This is a genomic window from Streptomyces sp. TLI_185, assembly GCF_003814765.1.
Classification (GTDB): domain Bacteria; phylum Actinomycetota; class Actinomycetes; order Streptomycetales; family Streptomycetaceae; genus Streptomyces.
In genome coordinates this window covers 143,806-167,856 of the sequence record NZ_RKRB01000001.1, presented here as the reverse complement: position 1 = coordinate 167,856, position 24,051 = coordinate 143,806, and the positions used below count along the sequence as shown (strand labels likewise).

Sequence of the window (24,051 nt, the reverse complement as noted above, 5' to 3'; positions counted from 1 at the left end):
TTGATGGCGGGCAGGCCGGCGGCCCGGTTGTCGCGTCGGGTGGGCGCCGGGTTCCTCTGCCCGGGGTGGGTGATGTTGTCGTGAGGACGGTGGACGTCGCTAGTCAGCCGGGGTTTGGCAGGTGCGCGAGCCGTTCGAGTGCGGCGGTGATCTCGCCGGTCCAGGGCCAATGTTGGGCGAGCCGGAGAATCCTGCGGCGGCCGATGGTGACGAGTTGGGCGGCCGCGGAGAGCAGTCGGAAGCGCAGGCGGCGGGGTTCCCAGAGCCGTGCCTTGCCGGTCAGGGCGAGCATGGGCATCCAGGCCAGCAGGTCGAGAGCGATCTGGACGATCTCCAGCCAGATGCTGTTCTGTGCGGTGCCGTGCAAGGGAAGGTTGCGCAGGCCGGTCGAACGTGCGGCCCGGATGCGGTCTTCTGCGCGGGCCCGCAGCCGGTGGCGGAGCTCGAGCTCGGCGATCGGCCGGTCGGGGGTGTTGGTGGCGAAGCAGGTGATCCGCATGCCGTCGGCGTCCGTGATGACCATCGCCACCAGAGCCGTCATGCTGCCGCCGGGCCCCAACCACCGCCACATTGCGCCCCTCCGCCATCGCGAAGGTCCCAAATCGGGACGGCCCACGGGGCCAAGAACAAGACGCTTGATCTTCACCAACCAGCCCAGCACTGGGGGGAGTTGGAGATTCTGACAGTTTTCGCGGCGAGTCGTCTTTAACACGGCTGGCCGGTGTCGTGGACGATCGCCGTCTTCGCTTCGAGTTCGCCCAGCTGGTAGCGCACGGAAGCCCGGCTGCGCATCCCGAGGGCCGCGCCGATCTCCGCGACCGTCGGCGCTTCTCCTTGCTCGGGTGTATGAGTGGTATCGGCCGCACGCATCGACGCATCGCCAGCCGAAGCCCCTACAGCCGACACGGCAGGCCTTAACGATCTCGCGGGAGGGGCAAGAACTCACTCCGGCAGCGTGATCGGGGGGTGTGGTGGGCTTACATCTGCGTTGGCTGAGATGTTGTGCGATCGTCGTAGCACTGCTGGCCGTCCTCGTGGCCCGAGCCGACGCGGCCCATGCGGTCGACGACGCCACCGAATGCCAGGAATCCATGTTCGCCAAGTCCGCGGTGTCCACGAGCCTCCGGCTCAACGAGCATCGTTATGACGATGGAACCGTCACTGTCACCACCGTGATCGAGGTACCTGCGGACTGGCCCCTGCGCGAAGGCCTGCTGCTGTCACCGAAGTCGGCCTTGTACCGCAGGGCGATGCGCTGTCTCCTTGCGGACGGCGCCTCAACGGAAGTCCGGGACAAGGAGGAACGCGACAACTTGCCCGTCGTGGTGACAGCGCGCAAGGAGACGACCGTCACGGACACCGTGTGGGTCGCTCTGAGCGACCGCAGTAGCCACGACGTCGGGCCGTGGCGTCAACAATTGGACACTGAGGGTTACCGCTTGACCCTCAACGCTCCGCCCGCCCTGCGCCGCGCCTCCTGGGACGTGTCCCTGGAACGGGACGGCAACAACCTCCTCGACCCCGTCCCCAAACCGACCCAGCTGACGGACGACGCTGTGTACAAGTGGGAGGACCTGCACGGCGCAGAGGGGCCGGAGCTGAACATCACCATCGACGCACCCTGGCGCATTAGGACAGTCGCGAGGACAGGGCAGTACCCGACGAATGTCCTCATTTGCGCGGCGCAGGCGTTCGCCGTTCTGGCCGTGTTCGTGCCCTTCTTGATCTCGCGGGTCCGTGAGCGAGGGCGGCATCCTGCCGATCCGCGCCTGCGCGTCCTCACCGTAGTCGTCGGGATCCAGCTTTCCATCGCGCTGCTCAACGCGGCGGACTTCGGCCTGTACAACTACTTGACTGCGAAGACGTACATGGATCAGCTGCTTTACGCGGACACGGCCATATCGTCGGCCTATCAGCAGGTGATCGCTGCGGCGTGGATGCTTGTTGCCGCGATGATCTTCCATCTGGGCGTCACACGCCACCTGGCGCGTGCCCGATTCACTCTGGTGCCAGGCGCACTTGTGGCGGGTGCTGCCGGTTGGATGTTCTACCACAGCGACCCGCGGCACGAGGTCCTTCTGTGCCTCAATGGCGTATTGACGCTGATGCTGTACGCCGGGACCGCGGGGATCTGCCTGGACGGGTGGCGGGCCGCCCGGGGCCAGGCCACCCGATGGCGGCACCTGGCGGTGGCGCTGGGGGTCGGCGCCGTCATTACAGCCATGACCCTGGGCAGCTTCCTGAAGAACATCATCGACACCCAGCACAGTCAGCGATGGCTGCTGGAGGACCGGTCCATCGACCTGAGCGTCGATCTGCTCAACTACCCCTCATATCTAGGCGGGGCGCTGGTGTTCACCTGGTGGATCGCCGTGCTGGCGGCCTCTGTGCCCGTCCTGACGAACCTGCCGCGGGGACACATGCGCTCCTCCGTCCGTCTGCTCGTCGTCATACTGGGCGGGATAGCGCTCGAGGACTGGCCCGACTGGTACGCGGGAATACCGGTGTCTCTCGTCCCGGCCACCACCACGGTAGTCCTGCTGACCGGCATCAGGATCAACAAGTCGCATGCGCTGCTCAACAAACATCTGGATCCCGTGCCTCCAGGCGCCACATCGCCTGGCGACACGATCGGCGAACTGCTGTCGCAAAGCTCACAGATGACGCTGAACCGCCTGCGGGCCACAGCGCACGCCTACCACTCACTTGAGCAGGAAGGCCGAAAACTCGACGCCGCCTGGAAGAGCACCAGTGATATGGACGCGGAGAGTTATCGGCAGAAGGGCGAGCGCATCGAAGGAAACCTGGACCGGCTTTCCGACTGGCCCCCGCCGAGTGATGCCCCGGCCGTCGCCGGACCGCGTGGTCGGCGTCGACGACGCCGTGAAGCCACTGTCGTGGGCCGTCTGCCGGACGGCGTCACACCGGTCGATGTCGCTATGAGCCTCGGTCCGTCTGCATCACCGTGGCAGAACGGACTGCGTGCGTCCCTGTACATGACCGTTATGAGCCTGCCAGTGATGTGCTACCTGTACACGGCGGACTACGCGCCCTCCTGGTGGACCGACCAGTTCAGCGAGTGGTTCGGACCGCTGTGGTTGGTGTACTGGGTGTTGATGCCGCTGCTTGGCTGGGCCGCTTGTGGCTTCCTGCTGGGGTTCTTCTGGCAGGAACTGCCTGGCAGACGGGGCCCTGTGAAAATACTGCCGATCGTGCTCGCGTACGTGTCAGCGATGCTGCTAGACAGCTTCGTCCGCTACGCGCTGGACCAGAGCGCGGCGAATTACCAATGGGGGATCACCGGACTGCTGACGATCGCCCTGACCCTGACCAGCATCGCCATGGACGCCAGCACCCTCCGGGCACAACGTGCTTCCTGGGCAACGTCTTGGAGCCCGCTCGCCTCCGTGTACCGTCTTGGTGCGGCCCACACCGGCCTGGCGCTCATCGTCGCCCAAGCGGCAGCCATAGTCAGCCTCTGGCTGCAACTGCGCAGCGGCATGGATGCCAGCGGCGGGCAGGGAGGGCCTTCCTCCGAGGGTAAGTAGGTGGCCCTAGCCCCAACTCTTGGTGGTCGCGGAATGCATCTGTGGTACGGCGCACTTGACGGTCGACTGTTCCGGACGATGCGCGGTGGGCTAGTCCAGGACACCGGCTACGGCGCGGCCCAGCCGGCTTCCGCATCGGCAATTACGTCCGCTACGACCTGGCCGACGTATGAGCCTATGTCACCAGCCGCAAGAACACATGGCAGGGGGATGCGGTCTGCGGCAGGGCGAAGTGCTTGGCCTCGCCGTCGACGACGTGGACTTCGTCCGGCAGGGCCACATCGCGAGGCACCCGCCGACGGCCTCGACCTTGCTGTGGCGGTTACTCGACTGCTCGCCGGTCACCGCCGCCCTGCGACGCGTACGGGTACTTCGGCGAACACCCGCCGCTCCACCAGCCCGTCGCGCTCAAGGTCACGCAGCACACGGGAGAGCATTTCGCCGCTCACCCCAAGGTGCTTCTTGAGGTCGTTGAACCGGGCGGGACCGGCCTCGAGCGTGTAAGAGGGCATCTGATCTAGGTAGTTGGTGATTAGCGATGGTTTTGTGACTACTGACGATGGTGGTCGTTGCTCCGTGAGTGAGTGCTCGTCGTCGTCCGTATCGCAGCGATGTCTCTGATGCCCGCTGGGCCTTGATCGAGCCGGTCTTCACCGCCTGGCGGGCCAGGCGGACCGGCCCCGGAACGGCGGCTCGGGTGCACGATCTGAGAGAGATCGTCAACGCGATCCTCTACGTCAACCGCACCGGCATCCCCTGGGAGTATCTGCCCCACGACTTCCCGCCGTACAAGACCGTCTACGACTACTACGCCAAGTGGGAGGCGGACGGCACCACCGAGCAGATCCATGACCTGTTACGGGACAAGACCCGCCGCGCCCACGGCCGCAGCATCGAGCCAACCGCGGCCGTAGTGGACGCGCAAAGCGTGAAGACCTCGGCAAACGCTGCCGAGTCCACCCAGGGCATCGACGCCGGCAAGAAGATCAAAGGACGCAAGCGGCACCTGATCACGGACACCCTCGGGCTGGTCCTCGCCGTCATTGTCACGGCCGCCTCGGTCCACGACTCCGCCGGCGGCAAGCAGTTGCTGACCGAGCTGGCAACGGCCCATCCGAGCGTCACGAAAGTCTGGGCCGACGGCGGTTACCAGGGTCGAGTGTTCAACCACGGTGCCGCGTTGGGGATCTGGCTGGAGGTCGTCAAGCGGCCCTCGCCCAACGGCTTCCACCCTCTGCCCAAGCGGTGGGTGATCGAGAGGACTTTCGGCTGGCTGATGCAGCACCGGCGCCTGGTGCGGGACTACGAAGCACTGCCTCAACGATCACGGGCAATGATCCACTGGGCGATGGCTAACAAAATGAGCCGCGAACTCACCGGAGAATCCACGCCAACCTGGCGAATTGAAACGGGCAACCCACCCATAACATCCTGAACACTGATCAGATGCCCTCTTAGGCTCTCCGCCGACCTGACTGCCCTTCACCATGACTGAAAGAGGGGGCTGCAGAAGGTGAGGCGTCGATCATACTGTCCGCCACCACGGCGGCGGGTGCTGTCAGGCACGGCCCGTCCAGGCCACTGTCTCGGCGGGAGGGGCCGAAACAGTGGCCGTAGACGAGTCAGAGGATGCGCCAGGCGACGGCGTACGGCTGGGCGAACTCGGTGATCCGAAAGGCGCTGACGATGATTTCGGCCTCCCCGGCGGGGATCTCCGCCCAGTGCACTTGCTCGACGTTGTTGACGCGGTCGAACCCGGGAGCCGTGCCCATGTTGCCGTGGCGTTCCTGACCCCCTGCGCGGACGATCAGGTCGAGGTCGTTCTGCAGGGCCGGGCCAGGGGGGTCCGTCCAGACGAGTGTGACCTTCAGGGTGTGGGGCGCGCCCTCGGGGATCGCGATGGTGAACGCACGCTCTTCTCCCTGGTCGAGCTCCTTGGCGTCGGTGAAGCCCGCCTGGCCCGCATCGGTCGGGAGGACGACGGCACGCTGGAGGTTGACGATGCCGAAGCCCGAGCTGTTGTTGGGGGAGGGGCCCGCCTCGGAGGGGACGTACTGGCCCTTGAGCTCATCCGCACCGTTGATCAGCATGGCCTTGATGAGCGCGGCACTGGGTTTCGGCGTGCCGTTCTTCACCAGGGTCTCCCGCAATACCGCCACACAGCCGGCGACCAGCGGGGTGGCCATGCTGGTGCCGCTGTCAAACATGAACGCGGGATCCGTGGAGAGGCCGAAGTGACCGTGGTCCGGCGCGATCCGCGAGCGCGTCGAAAGGATCGCCGTGCCGGGTGCGACCACGTCGGGCTTGAGCCGCCCCTCCTGGGTCGGGCCGCGACTGCTGAACGCCGCCATCCCGGCGGGGTTGTCCGCCATCCTGTCGCCGCGGATCGGTGGCGCGGGATAGGAGAGCGGCCTCAGGTCGTCATAGGTGTGGGGGATCTGGGGGCGGTCGCCTTCGCTGGCGCCGACGGTGATGATGTTCTTGGCCCCGGTCTCCCCGCTGACGGCCCTCAGGTTGATACGACCATCACCGTCCCGGTCCGTACCGTCGTTGCCCGCGGCGAAGCAGATGACGAAGTCCTTGTTGTCCCAGACGAACTGATCGACCTCGCGTGCGCTCTTGTTGTACGCAAGCCCCGGGGTGATCGGGCCCCACGAATTGGTGTGGATCCGTGCCCCGTCCTCCAGGAAGGGTGGCTCGAACAAGTCACGCAGGTTCCGCGGGATGCCGGACAGCGTGCCGTCGTCGGCCATTGTGGACTGGAGGACCAGTCTCGCCTCGGGTGCCGTACCGGTGATGGCTCCGCCCATCGAAGTCGACGTCCCGTCGCCGAGGACGGAGCCCGCCACGTGCGTGCCGTGCCCATCGGGGTCGTCCGTCCGCGCGGGGCTCGTACGTCCCAGGGCGACCAGGCGCTTGACCCGGCCGGTGAAGGCAGGATGCACATTGGTGGTGGACCCCTTGTCGAACCCGGTGTCAGCGACACACACGATCTGGCCCTCGCCCCGGAACTTCGTGCCGTTGAGGGACACGTGGGCGTGCATCAGGTTCCCGGAGACGGTGTTGTACAGCACCCTCTCCGGGACTTCCTCGATCTCCCTCACCTCGTCGAGCTCGGCGAGCGCGGGCAGGTCCTCCTCACGGACCGTCACGCGTACCTTGTCGCGATCGGGCTCGACGTCGCCGGGGCTGACACCGGCCGCGGCCGCGAGCCGGTCCCGTAGCCTGTCCGAGCTCACCTCGACGTCCTGGTGCAGCACGATGTCGATGGTCCGGGTCCGAGGACCCACCGCCTCCATGGGGTCGGCCAGCACGGCGACCCCCGGGCGCAGCCGCTTCGATCGAAGCGACTGGGCGATCTTGAAGCCCTTGAAGTACACGTCTGCCCAGGTCACGAAGGGCAGGGCGCGCACGGCATCCAGATCTGCAGGTCGGAAGCCACACAGATAGGTGTCGTCCGGAACGTATTCGTGGATCACCACCCCGAGCGTCGTGAGTTCTTCCTTCTCCTCGGCTGTGGGTGGGTGTGTGGTCTGGACGAGTAGGTAGTTGGACGCGGAGGCGTCCTCGGACACCAATGATGCGGTGGCCAGGTCATCGGCCTGGGCTAGCGGGTCCACTGTCACGCCGTTGATGGTGATACTGGACATGCTGAACTCCCGGAGGGGGTGGGGAAGGCGCATGGGCAGCCATGGCGCACCGGCACTGCGCATGCCGTACCCACAGGAAGCTCCCTTCCAGCCCGGTGCGCGGCGAAGGGCGGTCCGGACAGGGGGTGAAGTAGGAAAGCTCGACGCAGAGGGCCCGGCGGTGGCGCCGACGCTCACCTGGCGGTCGCCCTTCTGGGCTGCAACTCCATGCAAACACTGGTAGAGCTGTGTTGCCACTCGGAAGGCCGACAGCCCATATCTGACGACTCGTCAAGCGCCAGAATTCTTACCAGGCCGGCGTATAGCCCCCTCTGCCGCTCTGCGTGGCCACGACAAACACGTCCCCGCGGGCCAGCTGCTTCACCGATCTACCCGCGCAACGATCCGGGCCAGGCCATCGTCCTGCACAACAACCTGATCGGTGGACTGGACGGCTGGTCCAAGAGCATGCGACAGATCGTCCGATAGGAACGACCCCATCCTGGCGTCCAGTTGAGGCTTGCGGACGCGGACGGCCTGCGGATCACGTGCTTCGCGACCAACACCCCTGACCGGCCGATCGCCGAGCTCGAGCTCCGTCGTCGGCTGCTGCCCGCGCGGAGGACCTGATCCAGGCCGCCCGGGTCACCGGCCTGCGCAGCTTGCGCCTCCACGCAACAGCCCAGAACAAGGTCTGGCTGCAGATCGTCGAGACCGCACTCGACCTGCTCGCCTGGATGCCCAGGCTCGCCCTCACCGACAATGCCCGATTCTGGGAGCCGCACGGCCTGCGATTCCGCCTGCTCTCGGCAGTCACCCAACTCGTCACCACCGACCGACGCAGGATTCTCCGCCTCGCCCAGCACCGGCCCTGGACCGGCGACATCACCGCCGCACGCGAACGGCTCGCGCTCCGCCCAACCCCGGCTGACCAGCAACCTTTCACCGTCCCGACGACAACATCACTCACGCCGGGCATTGGAGCCCGGCACCCACCCGACGTGACAGCCGGTCGCCGGCCTGCCCGCCACCAGCTCCGGAAAGCGAAAGGGTCCACCGACGGAGTCGGTGGACCCTTTCGAAAGATCGAGGTTAGGCCCGAAGTAATCAGGCTTGTGGATCCAGCGAAGCTCACCGTAACGCAAGACTCCGGCCTTGGCGTCTGCGGACTGCGGACTGCGGACTGCGGACCAGCCTCGACCGTTGGACGTGCTCATCTCAACTACCAGTTGTAATCTGGACACATGGGCAGGCCATGCTGGCCGGGTGCCGGCCGACTGAATCGCTTGGGAACTTCCTTTTCGCCCGGCTGACCACCCTTGAAGAAGGGAGCCGGGTGTCGTGGTGAATCCAGTCACTAAGGTGAAGAAGAGTGTTACCACGGTCAGGAAGAGCGTGGGCGATGCCCCAGTCTGGTGGACCACAATCACCTGCGCAGTAGTAGCAGCTCTCGGGCAAGGAGCTCTATGGGTTCCAAAGCTTGTGGCTGGGAGAAATGGATTCCGCCCCTTCAAGTCGTTGGCCTAGTGTTAGCAGTGGTGGCCGTTCTGTCTTATGGAGGGTTCTACATTGCCTCGCACCGAGCACGAGTCGCGATTGCATCGAGCTTTTTGCTGACATCCCTGATTATGTTGGCATTCCTGCTCACGGTGCCAGCGTTTGACGATGCCAGTCAGACGAAGGATCAGATGAGTGCCCAGACCTACGCTCACCAGCTGATGGGCGACTTCCGTAACATCGTCATGACGGTCATCATCGCGTACTTCGGGAGTGAGGCGGCGGTCGGCACGACCAAAGTCATCGCTTCACGTAATGCGAGACCAGAAGAGGTCAAGGCCGTTCAGCGCGCCGACCGTGATCTTGTGCCTCGCTCAGAGAAGAAGCAGTGACATCGAGTTGGCGTCTGCAGGTGAGCGCCGACGCCCTCTCGTCTGCCGTGCAAGAGGATGCAAGTGGTTAGTGGGCGGCTTGGTACTTCTCAATGACATCCCTCGGCACACGACCGCGAGCGTTTACCTCGATGCCCTGGCTCTGGGCCCACTCGCGCACCTTCACCGGGTCCGGTCCAGTGGTGGCTTTCTTCCCCGCGCCGCGGCGAGGGCCTCCACCCGCCTTACGGCCAACCTTCACGAAGGGCCCCAGAGCGTCCAGCAGCTGCTGGTAGCTGTCAGGATTTAGGTCGACTTCGTAACTGACGCCATCGAGACTGAAGGAGTGCGTGGCGATGTCATCTCCTTGGGAACCTGTGAGGTCATCGGTGTAGATGGTCACCGTACGTTGAGCCATGGCATTATCCCCACTTCTGTTTGGATGCGCCGAGTCTAATGGCTTACACGCATGCCGCACACCAAACCGGGTGGCTTCGGCTCTGCGATGGGTTAGGAGTGTTTCGGCAACCACCCTGCTCGTTCGTTACAAACGATTTGTCTTTTGGTGGCAGCGGCACCTCGGCAGGGCCGATCTGGTCGACTACGAGGACGGCACCTGGCGCCTGATGAAGCCTGACCACGAGCCGCTGGCTTCCGGCGGACCTCTAGCCTGCTGCCGCGACTGAGGTCACAATGCTCACATGGGGTTGGGGTTGCACGGTGTCCAGGGCATCGTGGTGGGCGCCACGGTATGTGTGGCCGGTGTCGCTAGTGGCGCCATCAGTAGCAAGATCATCAAAGACGTCGGTGGGTGGCGTACGTGGCGACATATGCGTAGCAAGGTAGCGGCAGTGATGTGTTGCTGGGTGCTGGCCGCTACATGCACACCGCTAGGCGGCAAGTTACTCGTCGACAACGTGTTAACGACAGATAATGCTCGAGCTAATGAGGGAGCGCTGTCCACCGCCTCTCCGACAGTGACGCATGGAGTTCCCAGTCAGACGCCCACAGAGAATGCTGATCTCCCTGAGCCTGGCAGTAAGCATTCCGGTGCATAGTGCTTCACGAGGGGCAGCGATGGGAGGCTGTAATATTACCGCGCCACTAAGGGAATGAGAAAGCTGGAGAGCGACTGGACGTGGATGACTACCGATTACACTCGCGATCGAAAATATTTGGCGTGGATGACGGATCCGTTTCGTTTTTGGGAGCGAGTGAATAAGTACGACAACTTCGTCTCGTCGGATGGCAAGCTTTATAAAAAAGATTCACTTATATTGAAGTGTGGCCTGGGGATGGATATGCACCAAAAGACAATCCGTGGGTTTTGGTCAGCGTTTTGTTCTCTGGAAGGAGAAATCCGCCAGGACTAACCTCTGATGTAGAGAAGGAGGAGCGTACTAAGTTCCTCGATCGTTACATCAGCGAGCTGGGGTCTCCGAAGTGTCGGTCATGAAGAGCGACTTTAGAATCCAACTTGAGAGCAACCCCGCCTTGGCGATTTCAAGTGGTCTCGCAGTAGGTGAAGCCGAGTGACCTAAGCCCTTCAGAGTGGCAGAGGCGATCCGAAGGCCCGCCAACCTCCGTCTGGAGGAGTTGGTAGGCCGCCCCGTTGACCTGCCCCCAGTACATCGCAGCGCGCCACAGCTGACGTCCCAGCCCCTGGCCGCGGTGTCCCGGGAGGACGCCGAAGTACTGCGGCATCAGCTGTGGGGTGCCGATCGCGTCGGGCCGGATCTCCATGGGACCGATGGCGCCCGCCACCTTGCCGTCCAGGACGGCGGTCAGGACCGGGCCGACGGTCCCGGCCTGCATCTGGTGATAGAGGAAGGCGAAGCCGTCCGCGGCCAAGTCGTCGGCGAAACTGGCGAAGGTTTCTCGTACGTCCGCCGGCCATTCGTGGAAGGGGCGGACGGGGCCGTCGGGAGCAGGGCAGACAGCCGTCCTGAAGTCTTGGAGCTGAATGCGCGTACCGCGGCCGTCCGGAGCTTCGGGACCAAGGAAACGGACGATCCGCGCCTTCGCTGCTCCATGCTCAGCTGCCAGCTTCTGTGCGAGTTCGGTGGCCGCGGCGACGCTCTCGGGCTCGATGCCATACAGATGGACCTTGACCAGGCCATTCCCGCGCTGGGACAGCGTGGGAATGAGCGTCTCCCCGGGCCGGTGGACGATGTCCTCGACGAGTACGACCTCGTCCTTGGTCTCGGACCAGCGGATGTCCTTGTCGTAGCGCAAGAACCATCGCTCAGTGGAGGCTGCGATCAGGGTGTCCGTGAACAGGTCTTCGGTGAGGACGGACGGGTGGACCGGTCCGATCGTTGGCACGTAAGGCGCCAGTACCACCGGACGTAGCCAGTCCCACCGGAATCGCATGTGCTCAAGGTACTCATTTCGTGTGCAGGGCTCAGGCCCGGACGCGGATGCGCCAGGACCTGAGCACAAGTGACCGGGTAGGTCAGTTCGGGTTGTCGTCGCCGGCCGCGCAGGAGCAGGCGCTGCCTTCCATCAGGGCGTCGGCGTCCGCCTCGATGACGAGCGCCGTGGTCGCGACGAGGCTGGAGGGCAGAGCCGGGCGGACGGCCGGCGGGCGGCTGGTCTGGATCTCGACGGGAACGGGACTCATGAGTGCACCATCTCCTTGGTGTCTCCGTGCTGGCAGTAGGTGTTCAGTGGTGCCTTCGCCTCCTGGTAGACCTTGGCGAGCGGTCGGCACACCCGGCAGGAGCCGGAGAGCGAACAGCCCGAGCAGCCACCGGTGCGAAGCATGAGCCGATCGGAGATGGCTCCGAGTCGGCGAAGGCCGTCCAGACCCTCGGCCATGAGGTTGATCTGGTCGTCTCGGCCGATCTTGCAGATCGAGACCATGGCGTGCGGGTCGGCGTGGAAGAAGGTCACTCCCGCGTTGCAGCCCTGGAAGAACGGCCGCTTTCGCAGGTGCTCCGTTGACTGGACGAGCAGGGGCTCGCCGGTGCCGGAGAAGGTCGGCTGCATGTTGGTGTAGACGTGGTGGTCCAGGCCCCAGCCGTTCACCACGTTCACCATGGCGTCGACCTCATGGGCGTTGTCTTCCGTGACCACGACGGACACTCGAAGCGGCAGGCCAGCATTGCGGGCAGCGGCCATGCCCTTTTGGAAGTTCTTCCAGGCACCCTTGCGCTGGGTGAGTTCGTCGAACGACTCCTCGGTGGCGCCGTACATGCTGACGACGACGTGGTACGGCGGGCAGTCCCGGAACAGCCGTAGCAGCTCGGGCTTCCATAGGCGCGAGGCGTTGGTCGAGACCGTGAGCATCATGCCCTGGCGGTAGGCGTACCGGTACGCGCCCTCGAAGTCGGGATCGACGGTCGGCTCACCACCCGTAATCTGGAGCCACAAGACTCCGGAGTCGCGGAAGATGTCGATGAGCTTAACCTTCTCGTCCCAGTTCAAGCCGGCCAGGGGGCGCTCGCCGAGGTAGCAGTGCTTGCAGCCGAAGTTGCAGTAGAGGTTGATCTCCCAACTCGCCCGCGCGAAAGCGAGTTCGGTCGGCTCGCGCACCAGGAGCGCCGGGCTGGCGGCCTGGCCGTCCAGGTCGAGGCCCCAGGCTTCGGCGGCGGCGGCCGTCAGCCAGCCGGGTATGCGGTCGTCGGTCCGGGCACGTACATCTTCGTAGTGCTCGGCTGGCAAGCGCACACAGGCAGTGCTCCCTGGCCGGACGGCCAAATAGCCATCCAGGAACGGGCTGACGATCAGCTGGTGCATCCGATACCTCCTGAGGCTGAGCCCCGCCCCGGCTCGTACAGGGGAACCGAGCCGGGGCGGGAGCTATACGGCAGAACGCGCGTCCCGCCGCTGGTTGTAGGAGTGGACGATGTAGCGACACCACGCGCAGCAGCCCTCGCAAGCGAAGGCCGGGGCCGACAGGCCGCCTGCTTCGACGGGGCCTATGAAGATCACGAGCTGATCGGAGCGACGGCAGAGTAGACATGTGCCTCTGACCCACTGGCGACGGGTCATGCCTCGGCCTCGATGCGCTCCTGCCGAGTCCGCGTCACCACGAGCTGGTCTGGATTGTCGGCCGGCCACTCGGAACGAGCAGCGGCCCGGAGGATGGGCACGCCATGGCTGACGTCCGTCACGATCGCTCGGCATCCCGGCTGGTACTCGACCTCGTCACCCACGCCAGGCAGCTGTCTGTCAGTCATCGCGGTACCCCGCCGTTCCTCTCGACGTAGACCCACAGAAGGCGCCGGGAGAGGCTGGCTACGTCGCGCATGAAGAAGTAGGCCGTGAAACTCGCCGTCTGTCTGCCGGGGCGGCTGGTCAGCTCCAGCAGCTTGTACGCCTGACGAAACAGGCCCATGACTTCGTCGTCGTTGTTCGCGCCCAGGTCTTCAGCCAGGAGCAAGCTCAAGAGACCGACGACCCTCGTGGTCTTGAAGTCGATGTCCTCACGGGTCGACGTGCTCAGATCCATTTTCAGCACGCCATCCGTGACGTCCGAGATCCCCTCGACATCGATGGGCAAGCCGTCGACGCCGGTCTCGGCTTCCTCGGTCACGCTCGCCACCACGCTTCTCCCCTCGATGCCGCCTGCGCGGACTGGGTCTGAGAACGAACGTAGAGCGGCCGACGGTCAACTCCCAAGGAGATTGCGCGAGTTTGCAGCAAGTCGATTGACGGGCTCGAACGAGCCCTCAAGCATCGGGTTGTCGCGCAAACAAGCGCAAGGCAGCAGACAGGAGAGCGCCATGAAGCTACGGTTCCTTGGTAAGAACTCCACCGTGGGCGACTGCCCGACCTTGTACGCCACGGACCGGGACACTTACCTCGTCCAGGGCTGGAAGATCTTCGCGAACGACCTGCTGATGCAGCTCGACGTCCGCGAAGGACAGACGGCTGTGGAGGTACCGACGGAGCTGTTTGAGTTCCTGAAGGAGGATGGACTGACGGCCGGCGAGTTCAAGCGTCTCGACGACCCGATCATGATCCTCACGCCCGGCGGCACCTACGTCGTCCAGGGCGCGGAGGTCACGGACCCCGAGGCGCTGTCCCAGGTGGAGATTCCGGACTACGAGAGTGTGGTCGAGGTCCCGAAGGCCGCGATCACCGCCCTACTGGAGGAACCGCGTGGAGCTGATCTCCAGCGCCAAGCGCAACCGGCTCTTTGAGACCTTCACGGCAGACGCGTTCCATCTGGAATTGAGGGATGACTACTCCGTCCCGGACGAGGACGGTCCGTACCAGAGTTGGCTGCGGGGTGAGCCCGTCGACTACGCGTACATGGAGCCGTGGACGCAGCTCATCCAGCAGGTCACCGGTGAGGGCAAGACCGTCCGACGCCTGCGGGTCGTCACCGAACCCCACACGCCCTACATCCAGTGGGAGCACGTGGCCACCACGCACAACGAGAAGGCCGGCGAGGACATCCGGTGGCTGCCCCGTCACTTTCTTCCCGACGAGTTGGTCTTCCCCGCCGGTGGCAACGACTGGTGGCTGTTCGACGACCGGCTCCTGGCCGTCGGCCACTTCGACGAGGACGGTCGTGTCCTGGGCTCAGAGCTGATCGAGACTCCCGAGGTCATCGCTGAGTGTGTCCGGGTTCGGGATCTGCTTTGGGACCTGGCCACCCCACACCGCGAGTACAAGCCCTGACGCATCCGTGAGCAACCAAGCACAAGAAACGCGCGAGGCGCTGGGCGCCCGGCTGCGCGGCTTCCGGAAGGATGCCGGATTCACAAGCGGCCGGGCCTTGGCGCGCGCACTCGGCTGGCAGGAGTCGAAGGTCTCCCGTCTCGAGCACGGCAAGCAGAACGCCAGCGAGCAGGACATCCGGGCCTGGTGCACGGCCACCCAGCAAGAGGGGCACATCGACGACCTCATTGCCACCGTGCGCCACATCGACGAGCTGTGGCTCGAGTGGCGTCGGCAGGTTCAGACGGGCGCCGAGACACGGCAGAAGAAGTCGCTACCCGTCTACGCCAAGACCAAGGTCTTTCGGATCTGGCATCCCAACCTGGTCTGGGGCACCTTTCAGACCGCCGACTACGCCGCGGAAATCTTCCAACAGGCGGTCCGCTTCCTGGAGTTCCCCAACGACACCGAGGCCGCCGTCGGTAAGCGGCTTGAACGACAACGCTACCTCTACGAGGGCAACCGGATCTACAACGTCCTCCTCGGCGAGCAGGCTCTGTACTCCAACGTCGGCGGACCGGAGGTGATGAAAGCCCAACTCGACCGCCTACTAGCCTTGATGGGACTGCCCCGTGTCAGCCTCGGCGTCGTCCCTCGAACTGCCGCCACACGAATATGGCTCGGTCACGGCTTCTCTATGTTCGACGACAAGCTTGTCCTGGTGGAGACCTTCTCAGCGGAGTTCTCTGTCACCCAGCCCCGAGAGATCGAGCTGTACGCCAAGGCCTTCGCCCTCTTGAAGCAGTCCGCGGTCTACGGCACCGCCGTCAGAGACCTCATTCTCACCGCCATCCAGCACTTCGATCAGATGCCGAGCGACTAGGAGAACAGCATGCAGCCCGTGAGCCCGAACTGGCGGACCAGCTCCTATACCGGGACGGAGAACTGCGTCGAAGTAGCCGACAATCAACCGGCCTTGGTGATGGCCCGGGACACGAAGGACCGCAGCCGCGGCTTGCTGGCCGTCCAGCCGACGACGTGGGTGGCCTTCGTCGAGTTCGTCAAGGAGACCTAGCAGCGAGCCTCGCGGGGTGCTGTCGCCGGTCCATAGGCGCTGGCTGGCAGCGCTTTCTGTGCGTGACCTCGATCACACAAGGGGCAGGTGGTTGACGTGGCGAATGGGGTGGCGCGAGCGGTGCTGACGCGCAAGCCGGAGACTGCTGTGCAGGATCCCGAGGAGGTCACCCTGGTCGAGGACGTGGACGCCCTGCTCGCCGGAGCGCTGCCCGGCTGCGGCGACGACAACCCGTACAACTAGCCACCCCACCTGCCCGGGGCTGCCTCTGAAGGCGGCCCCGGCACCTTCCCTTGGAGGCTCTCCGCAATGCCCACGCAGCGGCTCACCGACCTGCCGGACGCCGTGCGGCGGCTGATCGAGAAGGTCAGCGGCCCTATTGTCGACGTCGGGAACATCAACGCAGGCCTGAACAGCGCAATCGCCGCCCGCGTGCGCACCCCCGAGGACACCCTGTTCGTCAAGGGCCTGCCCATGGATCACCCGCGCGTATGGACCCAGAATCGGGAGGCGCAGATCAGCCCATACCTCCGGGGAATCGCCCCGGAATTGCTCTGGCACATCGAAGAGGACGGCTGGAGTCTGCTCGGATTCGAGTACGTCAACGGCGGCCACGCCGACTTTACGCCCAAGTCCCGCGACCTGCCGGCGGTCATGGCCACCATGAGGCGGTTGGCCAAGGTCCCGGCGCCGGCACTCGAGTTGAAGAGCATGCCGCATCGGCTCCGCACCTTCGTGGACGACCCCGCAGACCTGTCCTGGTTCGCTGGTGACAGCCTCCTCCACACGGAGTGGAACCCGCACAACGTCCTCGTATCCGGGGACAGAGCCCTCTTTGTGGACTGGGGCTGGGCCTCCACCGGCGCCGCCTGGATCGACCCCGCGCTCTGGCTGCTCTGGCTGATCGCTCACGGCCACACCTGCGATCAGGCGGAGCGTGCGTCCGCCACCCACCCGGCATGGGCGCTCGCCCCGGCGGAAGGCCTCAATGCCCTGGCCCGCGTCCAGCGCCGTCTCTGGGACTCCATCGCGGCCGAGAGCACCGACGACTGGGCGAACCCCATGCGGGAGGCGGCACGCTCCTGGGAGGAGCACCGAAGGTAACCGGACAGGCCCGATCCTCCCAACGTCTGTGCCCCGAGCCACCTCCCCAGCTTAGGGACACAGACGTTGGGTGTAACAGATCACGGCCGTTGACGTTCCGGCAGTGAAGGGGGGTGAGCTCTAGGGTCCGGGACTCGGTTAGCAACGGCGGGCCTTCGACCTGCTGTGGTGCCGACATGGGCAGGCTGGTGGCGCGGGGCTGTCGGCAGTTGATGCGCAATCGGCGGCTTGGTGACGTCTTTCGGCGTCACGCTTGGTGAGACGCGGGTGGGGTGCTCGATCTTTTGTAGTTCCACTGGTTCGGTCAGGTGCAGACGGGCATGGCCGCTCGGTGGGTGTCTCGGGCGGGGCTTCAGCGCGGGGTGTCCCGTAACTGCCAGCCACGAGTGAGATGATTTTGGTGTGGCCGGTGTGATCGTGGCGTCGGAGCCCTCCTGGATGGCCCGTTCACCGGTCTGAGCCTGCGCCGCTTCGGCAAGTTGGTGGCAGCGCTGCGCCGCGAGGGCGCCGACGAGGTGCGTCTGGGGCGGCCGTGGGGCCTGTCCTTGGAGGACCGGGTGATGGGCTGGGCCGGCCCGTGTATCGGCAGCCATGGCAGGACTGGCGTCCCAGTGAGGTGGGCCTGGCTCAGGTGGGGACAGGAGTTCGGGACAGGGCGGTCCGCAGTGTGAAGGCGCCGAGCAGGCCATCTGCCGTCTACCGCTGGGCGGTCATGGGGCGGGGCCGGGTGGCCAGAAACCCCGACACTCGCGCTGCGCCCAGCATGATCAGAGCGGTCGCGCCGCCGCGTCAGGCGAGGCGATCGGCCGGGGGACGCAAACCTCCTGGTGCGCAGGCGCGCTGCCGCGCTGTGAACCCAAGCGTCGCTACTGGTCCATTTTTGAGGCGTCGCTGACACTGGGACTGCACAGTCAGCATCGCATGGTCGGCAGGTCGGAGCCGACACATTGGGTCGCTGTGACCGATGCCCGGGTAGGCGACTGCGGCCTAGGTTCGGGGCGTCCTCGTCGGTCTCCCGGGGCCCGACGGTCACCCGGCAACGAACGAAAGGCCGCCCATGCGTCAGCTCACCTACTACATCGGCTGCAGCCTCGACGGCTTCATCGCCGGACCGGACGGGGAGACTGATTCGTCCGGATTCGACGGCGATCTCAAGGACGCGATCCTCAGCGAGTTCCCCGAGACGATCCCCACCCACGCCCGCGAGGGGCTGGGTCTCGCCGACGTGCCCAACAAGGTCTTCGACACGATCCTCATGGGCCGTGCCACCTACGAGCCCGCTTTGCGGATCGGGGTCACCAGCCCGTATGCACATCTGCGGCAGTACGTCTTCTCCTCCACCCTGACCCGGAACGACCCGGAGGTGGAGGTGGTGTCGGGGGACCCGGTGGAGTTCGTTCGTGGCCTCAAGAGGCAGCCGGGCGCCGGCATCTGGCTGTGCGGCGGGGCCGGCATCGCCGGGCAGTTGCTCGGGGAGATCGACCAACTGGTGGTGAAGCGCTACCCGGTGGTGTTCGGCAGCGGCATCCCACTCTTCCGCGCCCCGTTCGCCCCTGCCGACTGGCAGCTTTGCGAATCCCGGGTCTTCCTCACCGGCACCACCTTGGCCAGCTACGTCCAACGCCAGGAGCACTGATGCTGTTTCGACCCACGACCGGGGCCGAGGTCGACCGCGTCGCCGCGGTGACAGTGCCCGAGCCCGTCGGCTGGATCGACGCCGACCGCTACCGGGACGAGCTCGGGAAAGGGATGTACCGGCCGGAGTGGACCTGGCTCGCCGAGGACGACGACGGGCGGCTGCTGGCCCGCGCCCTGTGGTGGGGCCGCGCGGACAGCGCCCACCCGGTCGCCTTGGACTGTCTGCACGTCGACCCGGCGGCGGGCGACCGGGCCCAGGTGGCGACCGGGCTGCTCACCGCCGGGCTGCGGGCGTTCGCCGACGCGGGCGCGCCGAAGCCGCCGCTGTACAACCTGACGCTGCCAGTCGGTTGGCGCGACGACCCGGTGGCGGCGGACGCGGTGGCCTGGCGCCGGGCCGCCGCGCGGGCCGCCGGTCTCAGTCACGAGGTGGAGCGGCTGCGGCTGGAGTGGGCGGTGGGCGATGTGCTGCCGAAGCCCGGGAACCGGCTCACCTTCGCCTCGGCCTCCGACGAGGAGTTCCTCGCGGTGCTGCGGCGGATCGCGGTCGGCAGCCTGGACGACGAGACCCGCCGGAACGTTGCCGCGCTGGGCGTCGAGGCGGCCGCCCGAGAGGAGTTGGAGTTCTATCTCGGCTGTCCGGGCGAGCGGGAGTGGTGGCGGCTGGCGTACGGTCCCGACGGGCGGCTCGCCGGGGTGGCGATCCCCTCCGCGACGCCTTACGCCCGGAACGTCGGATTCCTCGGCGTGCTGCCCGAGCTCCGCGGCCGCGGCTATGTGGACGACCTGCTGGCCGAGGTCACCCGGAGCCATGCGCAGGCGGGCGCCAAACTGATCACCGCCACCACCGACACCGGGAACGCGCCGATGGCGGCCGCATTCGCACGGGCCGGCTACCGGACCACACAGATCCGGATGATCTGGTCCGCGCCGGTGGCCGAGCGGTAGCCGTAGCCGCAGCGCCGCCGTACCCGGATCCGTCCCGCCCGGTCCGCGTACAGTGATGATCAACGAGGCCCGTGGGCGGCCGGGCCGGCGGATCCGGGGGGCGCGCGGATGCAGGGACGCGACGAGGAGCTGCGGCGGATCGAGCTGCTGCTCGCCGACGCCCGGTGCGGTGAGAGCGGCGTCCTGCTGCTGCACGGCGAGGCGGGCATCGGCAAGACCGCGCTCCTCGAGCACGCCGCCGCCCGCGCGGAGGGCCTGCGGGTGCTGCGCGTGGAGGGTATCGAGTCCGAGATGGAGCTGGGCTTCAGCGGGCTGCACCAGCTCTTCCTGCCCGTCCTGCACATGCTCGACCGGCTGCCCGTCCCGCAGGCCCAGGCGCTTCGCTCCGTCTTCGGCCTCGTCGACGCGCCGGTGCAGGACCGGCTGACCGTCGCCCTCGCCGCGCTGTCCGTCCTCGCCGAGGCCGCCGCCGACACACCCCTGCTCTGCCTGGTCGACGACCTGCAGTGGCTCGACCAGCCATCCGCCGACGCGCTGACGTTCGCCGCCCGCAGGCTGCGCGCCGAGGGCGTCGCGATGCTCTTCGCCGCCCGCGGCGACTCGCCCGGAAGCACGACGCGGGCGCTGCCCCGGCTGCACCTCACCGGCATCGACCGGACGGCGGCCGCGGCGCTGCTGCCCGGGCTCGCGCCCCACGTCGCCGAGCGGATCACCGACCAGGCGCAAGGCAATCCGCTGGCGCTGCGGGAGCTGTCCGCAGCGCTCACCCCGGCACAGCGCTCCGGCCAGCTGGGGCCGCTGACCATGCCGGAGGACCCGTCGGCTCTGCCGAGCCGGCTGCAGGAAGCGCTCGCTGAGCGGATCCACCGGCTACCCGAGGCCACCCGCCGGATCCTTGTGGTGGCAGCCGCGGACGACACCGGAGACCTGGACACGGTGCTGGCGGCGGCCGCCCGGCTCGGGGCGTCGGTCGAGGATCTGGCGCCCGCCGAGCGGGCCGGACTGCTGGACGTCACCGGTGCGGGGCTTCGCTTCCGGCATCCTCTGGTCCGGTTCGCCGCTTACCGGCACGCGCCGCTCGGGGAGCGGATCGCGGCGCACCGGGCGTTGGCGCACACGCTGGACGGCGCCGGGCACGCGCACCGCCGGGCCTGGCACCTGGCCGCAGCGGCAACCGGACCCGACGAACTCGTGGCTGCGGAACTGGAAAGCGTCGCCGAGTGGGCCGGCAGCCGGCAGGCGATGGCGTCGGCATCCGCCGCCTACGAGCGGGCCGCACAGCTCACCTGGGACCCGGCGCTGCGGGCGAGGCGCATGATCGGCGCGGCGCAGCGGGCAAGTGAGGCCGGACAGGACGAGCGCTGCGACGCCCTCGCCGACCAGGTGCCGCAGCCGCTGCAGGACCCCGGCATGGAGGCGGACTTCGCCCGCGTGCGGGCCGTGGTCGAGCTCGGCTTCGGCAGCCCGGCGGGAGCCGCCCGGATCCTCGTCGAGAGCGCGGACGCGACCGCAGCGCAGTGCCCCGACAAGCTCCCCGTGCTGCTGACAGACGCGCTGCACGCTGCGTTCGCCGCAGGGGATGCGACGCTGATCGCCGAGATCGCGGCCCGCTCGCCCGGCCTGCCGATCCTCGCGGTGCCGGCGCACCTGTTCGCCGACGCCGCGGCCGGCCCGAGCGAGGACGGCCAGGCGGCCACGAAGGGCGCGCCCACTGTCCCCGGCATCCACACAGTACATGGCGCGCAGCAGCCGCTGCGCGAGTTGGTGGCCGCCTGCCGCCGCGCCCAAGTCGGCTTGATGGACCAGCTGATGACCGGGCACTACTGCCACCTGCTCGCCGATCACGCGACTGCCCACCAGGTCGCCTCCGACGCCGTAGCGCACTGCCGCGACCGCGACGTCGGCGGCTGGCTGCCCACCACGCTGCACCTGCTCGCCCAGGTCGAACTCGCGCTCGGCATGCGCCACGACGCCCTGGCGCATGCCGCCGAGGCGCTCCGGCTCGCCGACTACTATGACCTTCACCACCGCGTCGCCCACCTGCGCGCCCTGCTCGCCGTGCTGGCCGCCGCCCGCGGTGAGGAGGACCGCACCCGTCAACTCGTTGACCGGGCCCTGGAGTACACCCGTCCACGGGGCGTCGGCCGGGCCACTGCAGACGCGCTCTGGGCGCTGGGCCTGCTCGACCTCGGCTCCGGGCAGGCCCAGCGGGCACTGGAGCGGCTGGAGGCGGCACGGGACTCGGCCGGTCACCCGCTGATGGCCCGCCACCTGATGCCCGACCTGGTCGAGGCCGCCGTGCGGGCCGGCCACCCGGAGCGGGCGAAGGCCCCCGCGGAGGCTCTCGCGGCCTGCGCGGACGCCCTCCGACAGCCCGCGGTCAGCGCGCAGTCCCGCCGCTGCACGGCCCTGACCGCACCGACTCCCCGAGCCGAGGAACACTACCTCGCCGCCCTCGACCTGCATCCGGCCGACGACACCTTCGAGCGAGCCCGCACCGAACTGCTCTACGGCGAATGGCTGCGCCGACAGCGCCGCAAGCTCGACGCGCGCGACCGGCTGCGCGCCGCGCTGGAGCGCTTCGACCGGGTGGGCGCGCAGCCGTGGGCGCGGCGGGCCCGGACCGAGCTGCGGGCGGCGGGCGAGCACCACGACCCGGCCCTCGCCGCGGACTCGCCTATCGCGAGGCTGAGTCCGCAGGAGCGCGAGGTCGTGCGACTCGCCGCGACCGGCGCGACCAACCGGGAGATCGCCACCCAACTGCTACTGAGCCCTCGCACGGTGGGGCACCACCTCTACCGGGCCTTCCCCAAGCTCGGCATCGGCTCCCGCACCCAACTCGCCGACTTGCTCGGCGGGTAGTCGGTGCGGGCACAAGCGGCTCAGTGGAGCAGGTCGACCTGGGATGAAGCCGGTGCCCGTCACGTTAACCGCCCCGGCGAGGCCGCTCGCGAGGTCAGCCAACCGGAGCTGAACGAACGGAACTTCGCGTACAGAATCGTCCTCGTACCGGATCGAAACCGTGGGCACCCTGCGTACTTCACGGGCCTTGCCCGTGCTCCGTACCGCCCTACCTTGGACGGTACGGAGCAACCAGGGTCCCGAGCCCAGAAAGATCACAAGAGACCAACACCGACAGCTACAGGCCGCGACCATTGCGCACCGAATCCTGGATTTGCGCATCCTCAGCTGGCATTGCGCATCGAGTCGCGGACCCTACATTGCGCACCGTCGTGCCTGAGCCGTTGAGGAGCTCGTTGATGAGCTGCGTGGTCTCCATCTCAAGGGAACAGTCCAAGGCGCGGTTGACCTGTTGGACGCGGGAGATGGCCATGTGCAGTCCCTGCCGGTTCCCAGCCGCATACTCGATTCTGAGCCAGTCCCGATACAGGAGCTCCGCTGTGTCGTCGACGTCGAGCGCGGTCGCGACGGCGTGGCGGGCGGCGCTGAGGTCGTGGTGCGGGCCTGTGGGTGTGCGGTAGGTGGCCACGGTGTGGGCGACGTCGATGATCCGCGTGACCATTTCCTGGTGGTACGGCTCAGCCCAGGGCAGCGCCTTGCCCCCGAACGGCCGGCCGCGCACCAGGGCGAGCGCCTTCTCCAGATCGGTCAGACCTAAGGGACCCAACGGGAGAGCGAGTTCGACGTGTTGCAGGAAGTGGTTCCAGTCGCAGCGCACCCCGGGGGCGAGTTGGTAGGGGTCTTCACCGGATGTGCGGCGCGGCACATAGGGGTTGCCGGCGGGATCGTTGCCCAGTGAGCGACGCAGGCCCTGCAAGCGGGCGTTGAGGGTGCTGGTAGACCAGGGGCTGACGGGATCCATGTCGGAGCACAGCACGTCTGCACTGCGGCCGGGTCGGAAGAAGAGCAGCGCGGCGAGCTGCGCCATTCGCGGGCCGTGGCCGGTGCTGTCCACGCGGTCTACCTCGACCGGTCCCAGCACCCGGATCTCCGGCGCGTGCAGGTCATGCGCCTCGCACTCAGCCTCTGGCGCGTCGCGTTCCTCGAGCGAGGCCTCGTGGGCGTCGGTCTCCGGGGCTTCGGCGCCTTCCCTGATCTCAGCTGCAGCTGCAGCTGCGGGTGGGGGAGGGGGTGCTGTCTGGTTGCCCGGATCGGGATGGTCACCTGCCGGATGTGCGGGCGTGGCGGTGGGCAGGAGGCGCAGTTCGGACGGATCGGCGCTGGCGGTCAGCAGGGCCGGGAACACGCCGCTGCCCGTGTCGGAGGTCGCCGCCGGCGAGACGCTCGGGGCGGTGGTGGTCGCGGACGCGGTCGGCTTCTCCGCCGTGGTCTGCTCGGGCTGCTGTATGTGGTCGGGTTCGTCGGGAACGTCCTGCCAGGGGCCCTCGGCCGGGTGGGCCGGGTGCGCGGATGCCCGCAGCGCGGTGGTGATCTGAAGGTACGAAGCGTGCTCCAGGCGCTGCACGGTGATGTCGGTGCCTGCGACTTCTCATCTCGATGGCACCGGCAATTCTTATCTGAGTGTCATTGGTTGCTACTGGCCAGAGCTTGAAAGTGGTGACATCGACTGAGAAGTCCTGGTGACATCACATGAGAATCCCCAGCGCACTGCAATGAGAGAGCCAAAGGGATATTGCTCTGACCTGTAGTTTTGTGACTGGGTCTTG

General features: G+C 66.9%; 21 protein-coding genes and 3 pseudogenes. 14 read left to right on the top strand and 10 right to left on the bottom strand.

Annotated elements, in window-relative coordinates; all coding sequences use genetic code 11:
• Positions 1-103 precede the first annotated feature (103 nt).
• Positions 104-517: pseudogene (locus EDD92_RS00705) on the bottom strand (transposase); the annotation flags it as partial.
• Between the two features lie 188 nt (positions 518-705).
• Entirely contained in the window at positions 706-870 is a 165-nt protein-coding gene (locus EDD92_RS00700) for a hypothetical protein (protein ID WP_123962375.1), read from the bottom strand.
• Positions 871-1,034: 164 nt separating this feature from the next.
• Between EDD92_RS00700 and EDD92_RS00695 the strand changes: the two genes are divergently transcribed.
• Positions 1,035-3,548, top strand: coding sequence for a DUF6185 family protein (locus tag EDD92_RS00695; protein ID WP_123962374.1), 2,514 nt, complete (start codon positions 1,035-1,037; stop codon positions 3,546-3,548).
• 341 nt (positions 3,549-3,889) lie between these two features.
• Here EDD92_RS00695 and EDD92_RS00685 read toward each other — a convergent pair whose 3' ends face one another.
• On the bottom strand, positions 3,890-4,060 hold the full coding sequence (locus EDD92_RS00685; protein WP_123962373.1) for a helix-turn-helix domain-containing protein: 171 nt from the start codon (positions 4,058-4,060) through the stop codon (positions 3,890-3,892).
• Positions 4,061-4,128: 68 nt separating this feature from the next.
• On the opposite strand from EDD92_RS00685, the gene EDD92_RS00680 reads away from it, so the two are divergent.
• Positions 4,129-4,983, top strand: coding sequence for an IS5 family transposase (locus EDD92_RS00680; protein ID WP_123962372.1), 855 nt, complete (start codon positions 4,129-4,131; stop codon positions 4,981-4,983).
• 187 nt (positions 4,984-5,170) lie between these two features.
• Here the strand turns inward: EDD92_RS00680 and EDD92_RS00675 are convergent, their stop codons facing one another.
• Positions 5,171-7,198, bottom strand: coding sequence for a S8 family serine peptidase (locus EDD92_RS00675; protein ID WP_123962371.1), 2,028 nt, complete (start codon positions 7,196-7,198; stop codon positions 5,171-5,173).
• A gap of 426 nt (positions 7,199-7,624) precedes the next feature.
• Here EDD92_RS00675 and EDD92_RS00670 point away from each other — a divergent pair.
• Together EDD92_RS00670 and EDD92_RS00665 are read left to right on the top strand one after the other, a co-directional pair.
• Positions 7,625-8,103 (top strand): annotated as a pseudogene (locus tag EDD92_RS00670) (transposase); the annotation flags it as partial.
• A 540-nt stretch (positions 8,104-8,643) separates the two neighbouring features.
• Positions 8,644-9,066 carry a hypothetical protein gene (locus EDD92_RS00665; protein WP_123962370.1) on the top strand — a complete coding sequence of 141 codons (423 nt, stop codon included), beginning with the start codon at positions 8,644-8,646 and terminating at the stop codon, positions 9,064-9,066.
• Between the two features lie 67 nt (positions 9,067-9,133).
• Here EDD92_RS00665 and EDD92_RS00660 read toward each other — a convergent pair whose 3' ends face one another.
• The 5 genes from EDD92_RS00660 to EDD92_RS00640 form a co-directional block, all read right to left on the bottom strand.
• On the bottom strand, positions 9,134-9,463 hold the full coding sequence (locus tag EDD92_RS00660) for an Lsr2 family protein (protein WP_123962369.1): 330 nt from the start codon (positions 9,461-9,463) through the stop codon (positions 9,134-9,136).
• A 1,085-nt stretch (positions 9,464-10,548) separates the two neighbouring features.
• Positions 10,549-11,418: a GNAT family N-acetyltransferase gene (locus EDD92_RS00655; protein ID WP_123962368.1), complete on the bottom strand. Its 870-nt coding sequence runs from the start codon at positions 11,416-11,418 to the stop codon at positions 10,549-10,551.
• Between the two features lie 82 nt (positions 11,419-11,500).
• Positions 11,501-11,668, bottom strand: coding sequence for a hypothetical protein (locus EDD92_RS49685; RefSeq protein ID WP_185123882.1), 168 nt, complete (start codon positions 11,666-11,668; stop codon positions 11,501-11,503).
• Positions 11,665-12,786: a radical SAM protein gene (locus EDD92_RS00650; RefSeq protein ID WP_123962367.1), complete on the bottom strand. Its 1,122-nt coding sequence runs from the start codon at positions 12,784-12,786 to the stop codon at positions 11,665-11,667. The genes EDD92_RS49685 and EDD92_RS00650 overlap by 4 nt, the downstream gene beginning before the upstream one ends.
• 439 nt (positions 12,787-13,225) lie before the next feature.
• Positions 13,226-13,585 carry a hypothetical protein gene (locus EDD92_RS00640; protein WP_260326255.1) on the bottom strand — a complete coding sequence of 120 codons (360 nt, stop codon included), beginning with the start codon at positions 13,583-13,585 and terminating at the stop codon, positions 13,226-13,228.
• Positions 13,586-13,775: 190 nt separating this feature from the next.
• On the opposite strand from EDD92_RS00640, the gene EDD92_RS00635 reads away from it, so the two are divergent.
• The 10 genes and pseudogenes from EDD92_RS00635 (at position 13,776) to EDD92_RS00590 (ending at position 22,285) form a co-directional block, all read left to right on the top strand.
• Positions 13,776-14,195: a hypothetical protein gene (locus EDD92_RS00635; RefSeq protein ID WP_123962364.1), complete on the top strand. Its 420-nt coding sequence runs from the start codon at positions 13,776-13,778 to the stop codon at positions 14,193-14,195.
• Positions 14,155-14,679 carry a DUF6879 family protein gene (locus EDD92_RS00630; RefSeq protein ID WP_123962363.1) on the top strand — a complete coding sequence of 175 codons (525 nt, stop codon included), beginning with the start codon at positions 14,155-14,157 and terminating at the stop codon, positions 14,677-14,679. Before EDD92_RS00635 ends, EDD92_RS00630 begins: the two co-directional genes overlap by 41 nt.
• Before the next feature lie 7 nt (positions 14,680-14,686).
• Entirely contained in the window at positions 14,687-15,541 is an 855-nt protein-coding gene (locus tag EDD92_RS00625; protein WP_123962362.1) for a helix-turn-helix transcriptional regulator, read from the top strand.
• 9 nt (positions 15,542-15,550) lie between these two features.
• Complete coding sequence (locus EDD92_RS00620) at positions 15,551-15,733, top strand: DUF397 domain-containing protein (RefSeq protein ID WP_123962361.1); 183 nt, start codon at positions 15,551-15,553, stop codon at positions 15,731-15,733.
• A gap of 96 nt (positions 15,734-15,829) precedes the next feature.
• Entirely contained in the window at positions 15,830-15,976 is a 147-nt protein-coding gene (locus EDD92_RS49680) for a hypothetical protein (RefSeq protein WP_185124506.1), read from the top strand.
• Between the two features lie 66 nt (positions 15,977-16,042).
• Positions 16,043-16,837 (top strand): aminoglycoside phosphotransferase, encoded by a 795-nt coding sequence (locus tag EDD92_RS00615; protein WP_260326254.1) that lies wholly within the window; start codon positions 16,043-16,045, stop codon positions 16,835-16,837.
• Positions 16,838-17,239: 402 nt separating this feature from the next.
• A pseudogene (locus EDD92_RS00610) lies at positions 17,240-17,398 on the top strand (IS5/IS1182 family transposase); the annotation flags it as partial.
• Between the two features lie 496 nt (positions 17,399-17,894).
• Complete coding sequence (locus EDD92_RS00600; RefSeq protein WP_123962360.1) at positions 17,895-18,473, top strand: dihydrofolate reductase family protein; 579 nt, start codon at positions 17,895-17,897, stop codon at positions 18,471-18,473.
• Entirely contained in the window at positions 18,473-19,423 is a 951-nt protein-coding gene (locus tag EDD92_RS00595) for a GNAT family N-acetyltransferase (RefSeq protein ID WP_123962359.1), read from the top strand. Before EDD92_RS00600 ends, EDD92_RS00595 begins: the two co-directional genes overlap by 1 nt.
• 108 nt (positions 19,424-19,531) lie before the next feature.
• Positions 19,532-22,285 (top strand): AAA family ATPase, encoded by a 2,754-nt coding sequence (locus tag EDD92_RS00590; protein ID WP_123962358.1) that lies wholly within the window; start codon positions 19,532-19,534, stop codon positions 22,283-22,285.
• Between the two features lie 277 nt (positions 22,286-22,562).
• Here the strand turns inward: EDD92_RS00590 and EDD92_RS00585 are convergent, their stop codons facing one another.
• On the bottom strand, positions 22,563-23,849 hold the full coding sequence (locus tag EDD92_RS00585) for a bacterial transcriptional activator domain-containing protein (protein WP_311736747.1): 1,287 nt from the start codon (positions 23,847-23,849) through the stop codon (positions 22,563-22,565).
• Positions 23,850-24,051: the final 202 nt, after the last annotated feature.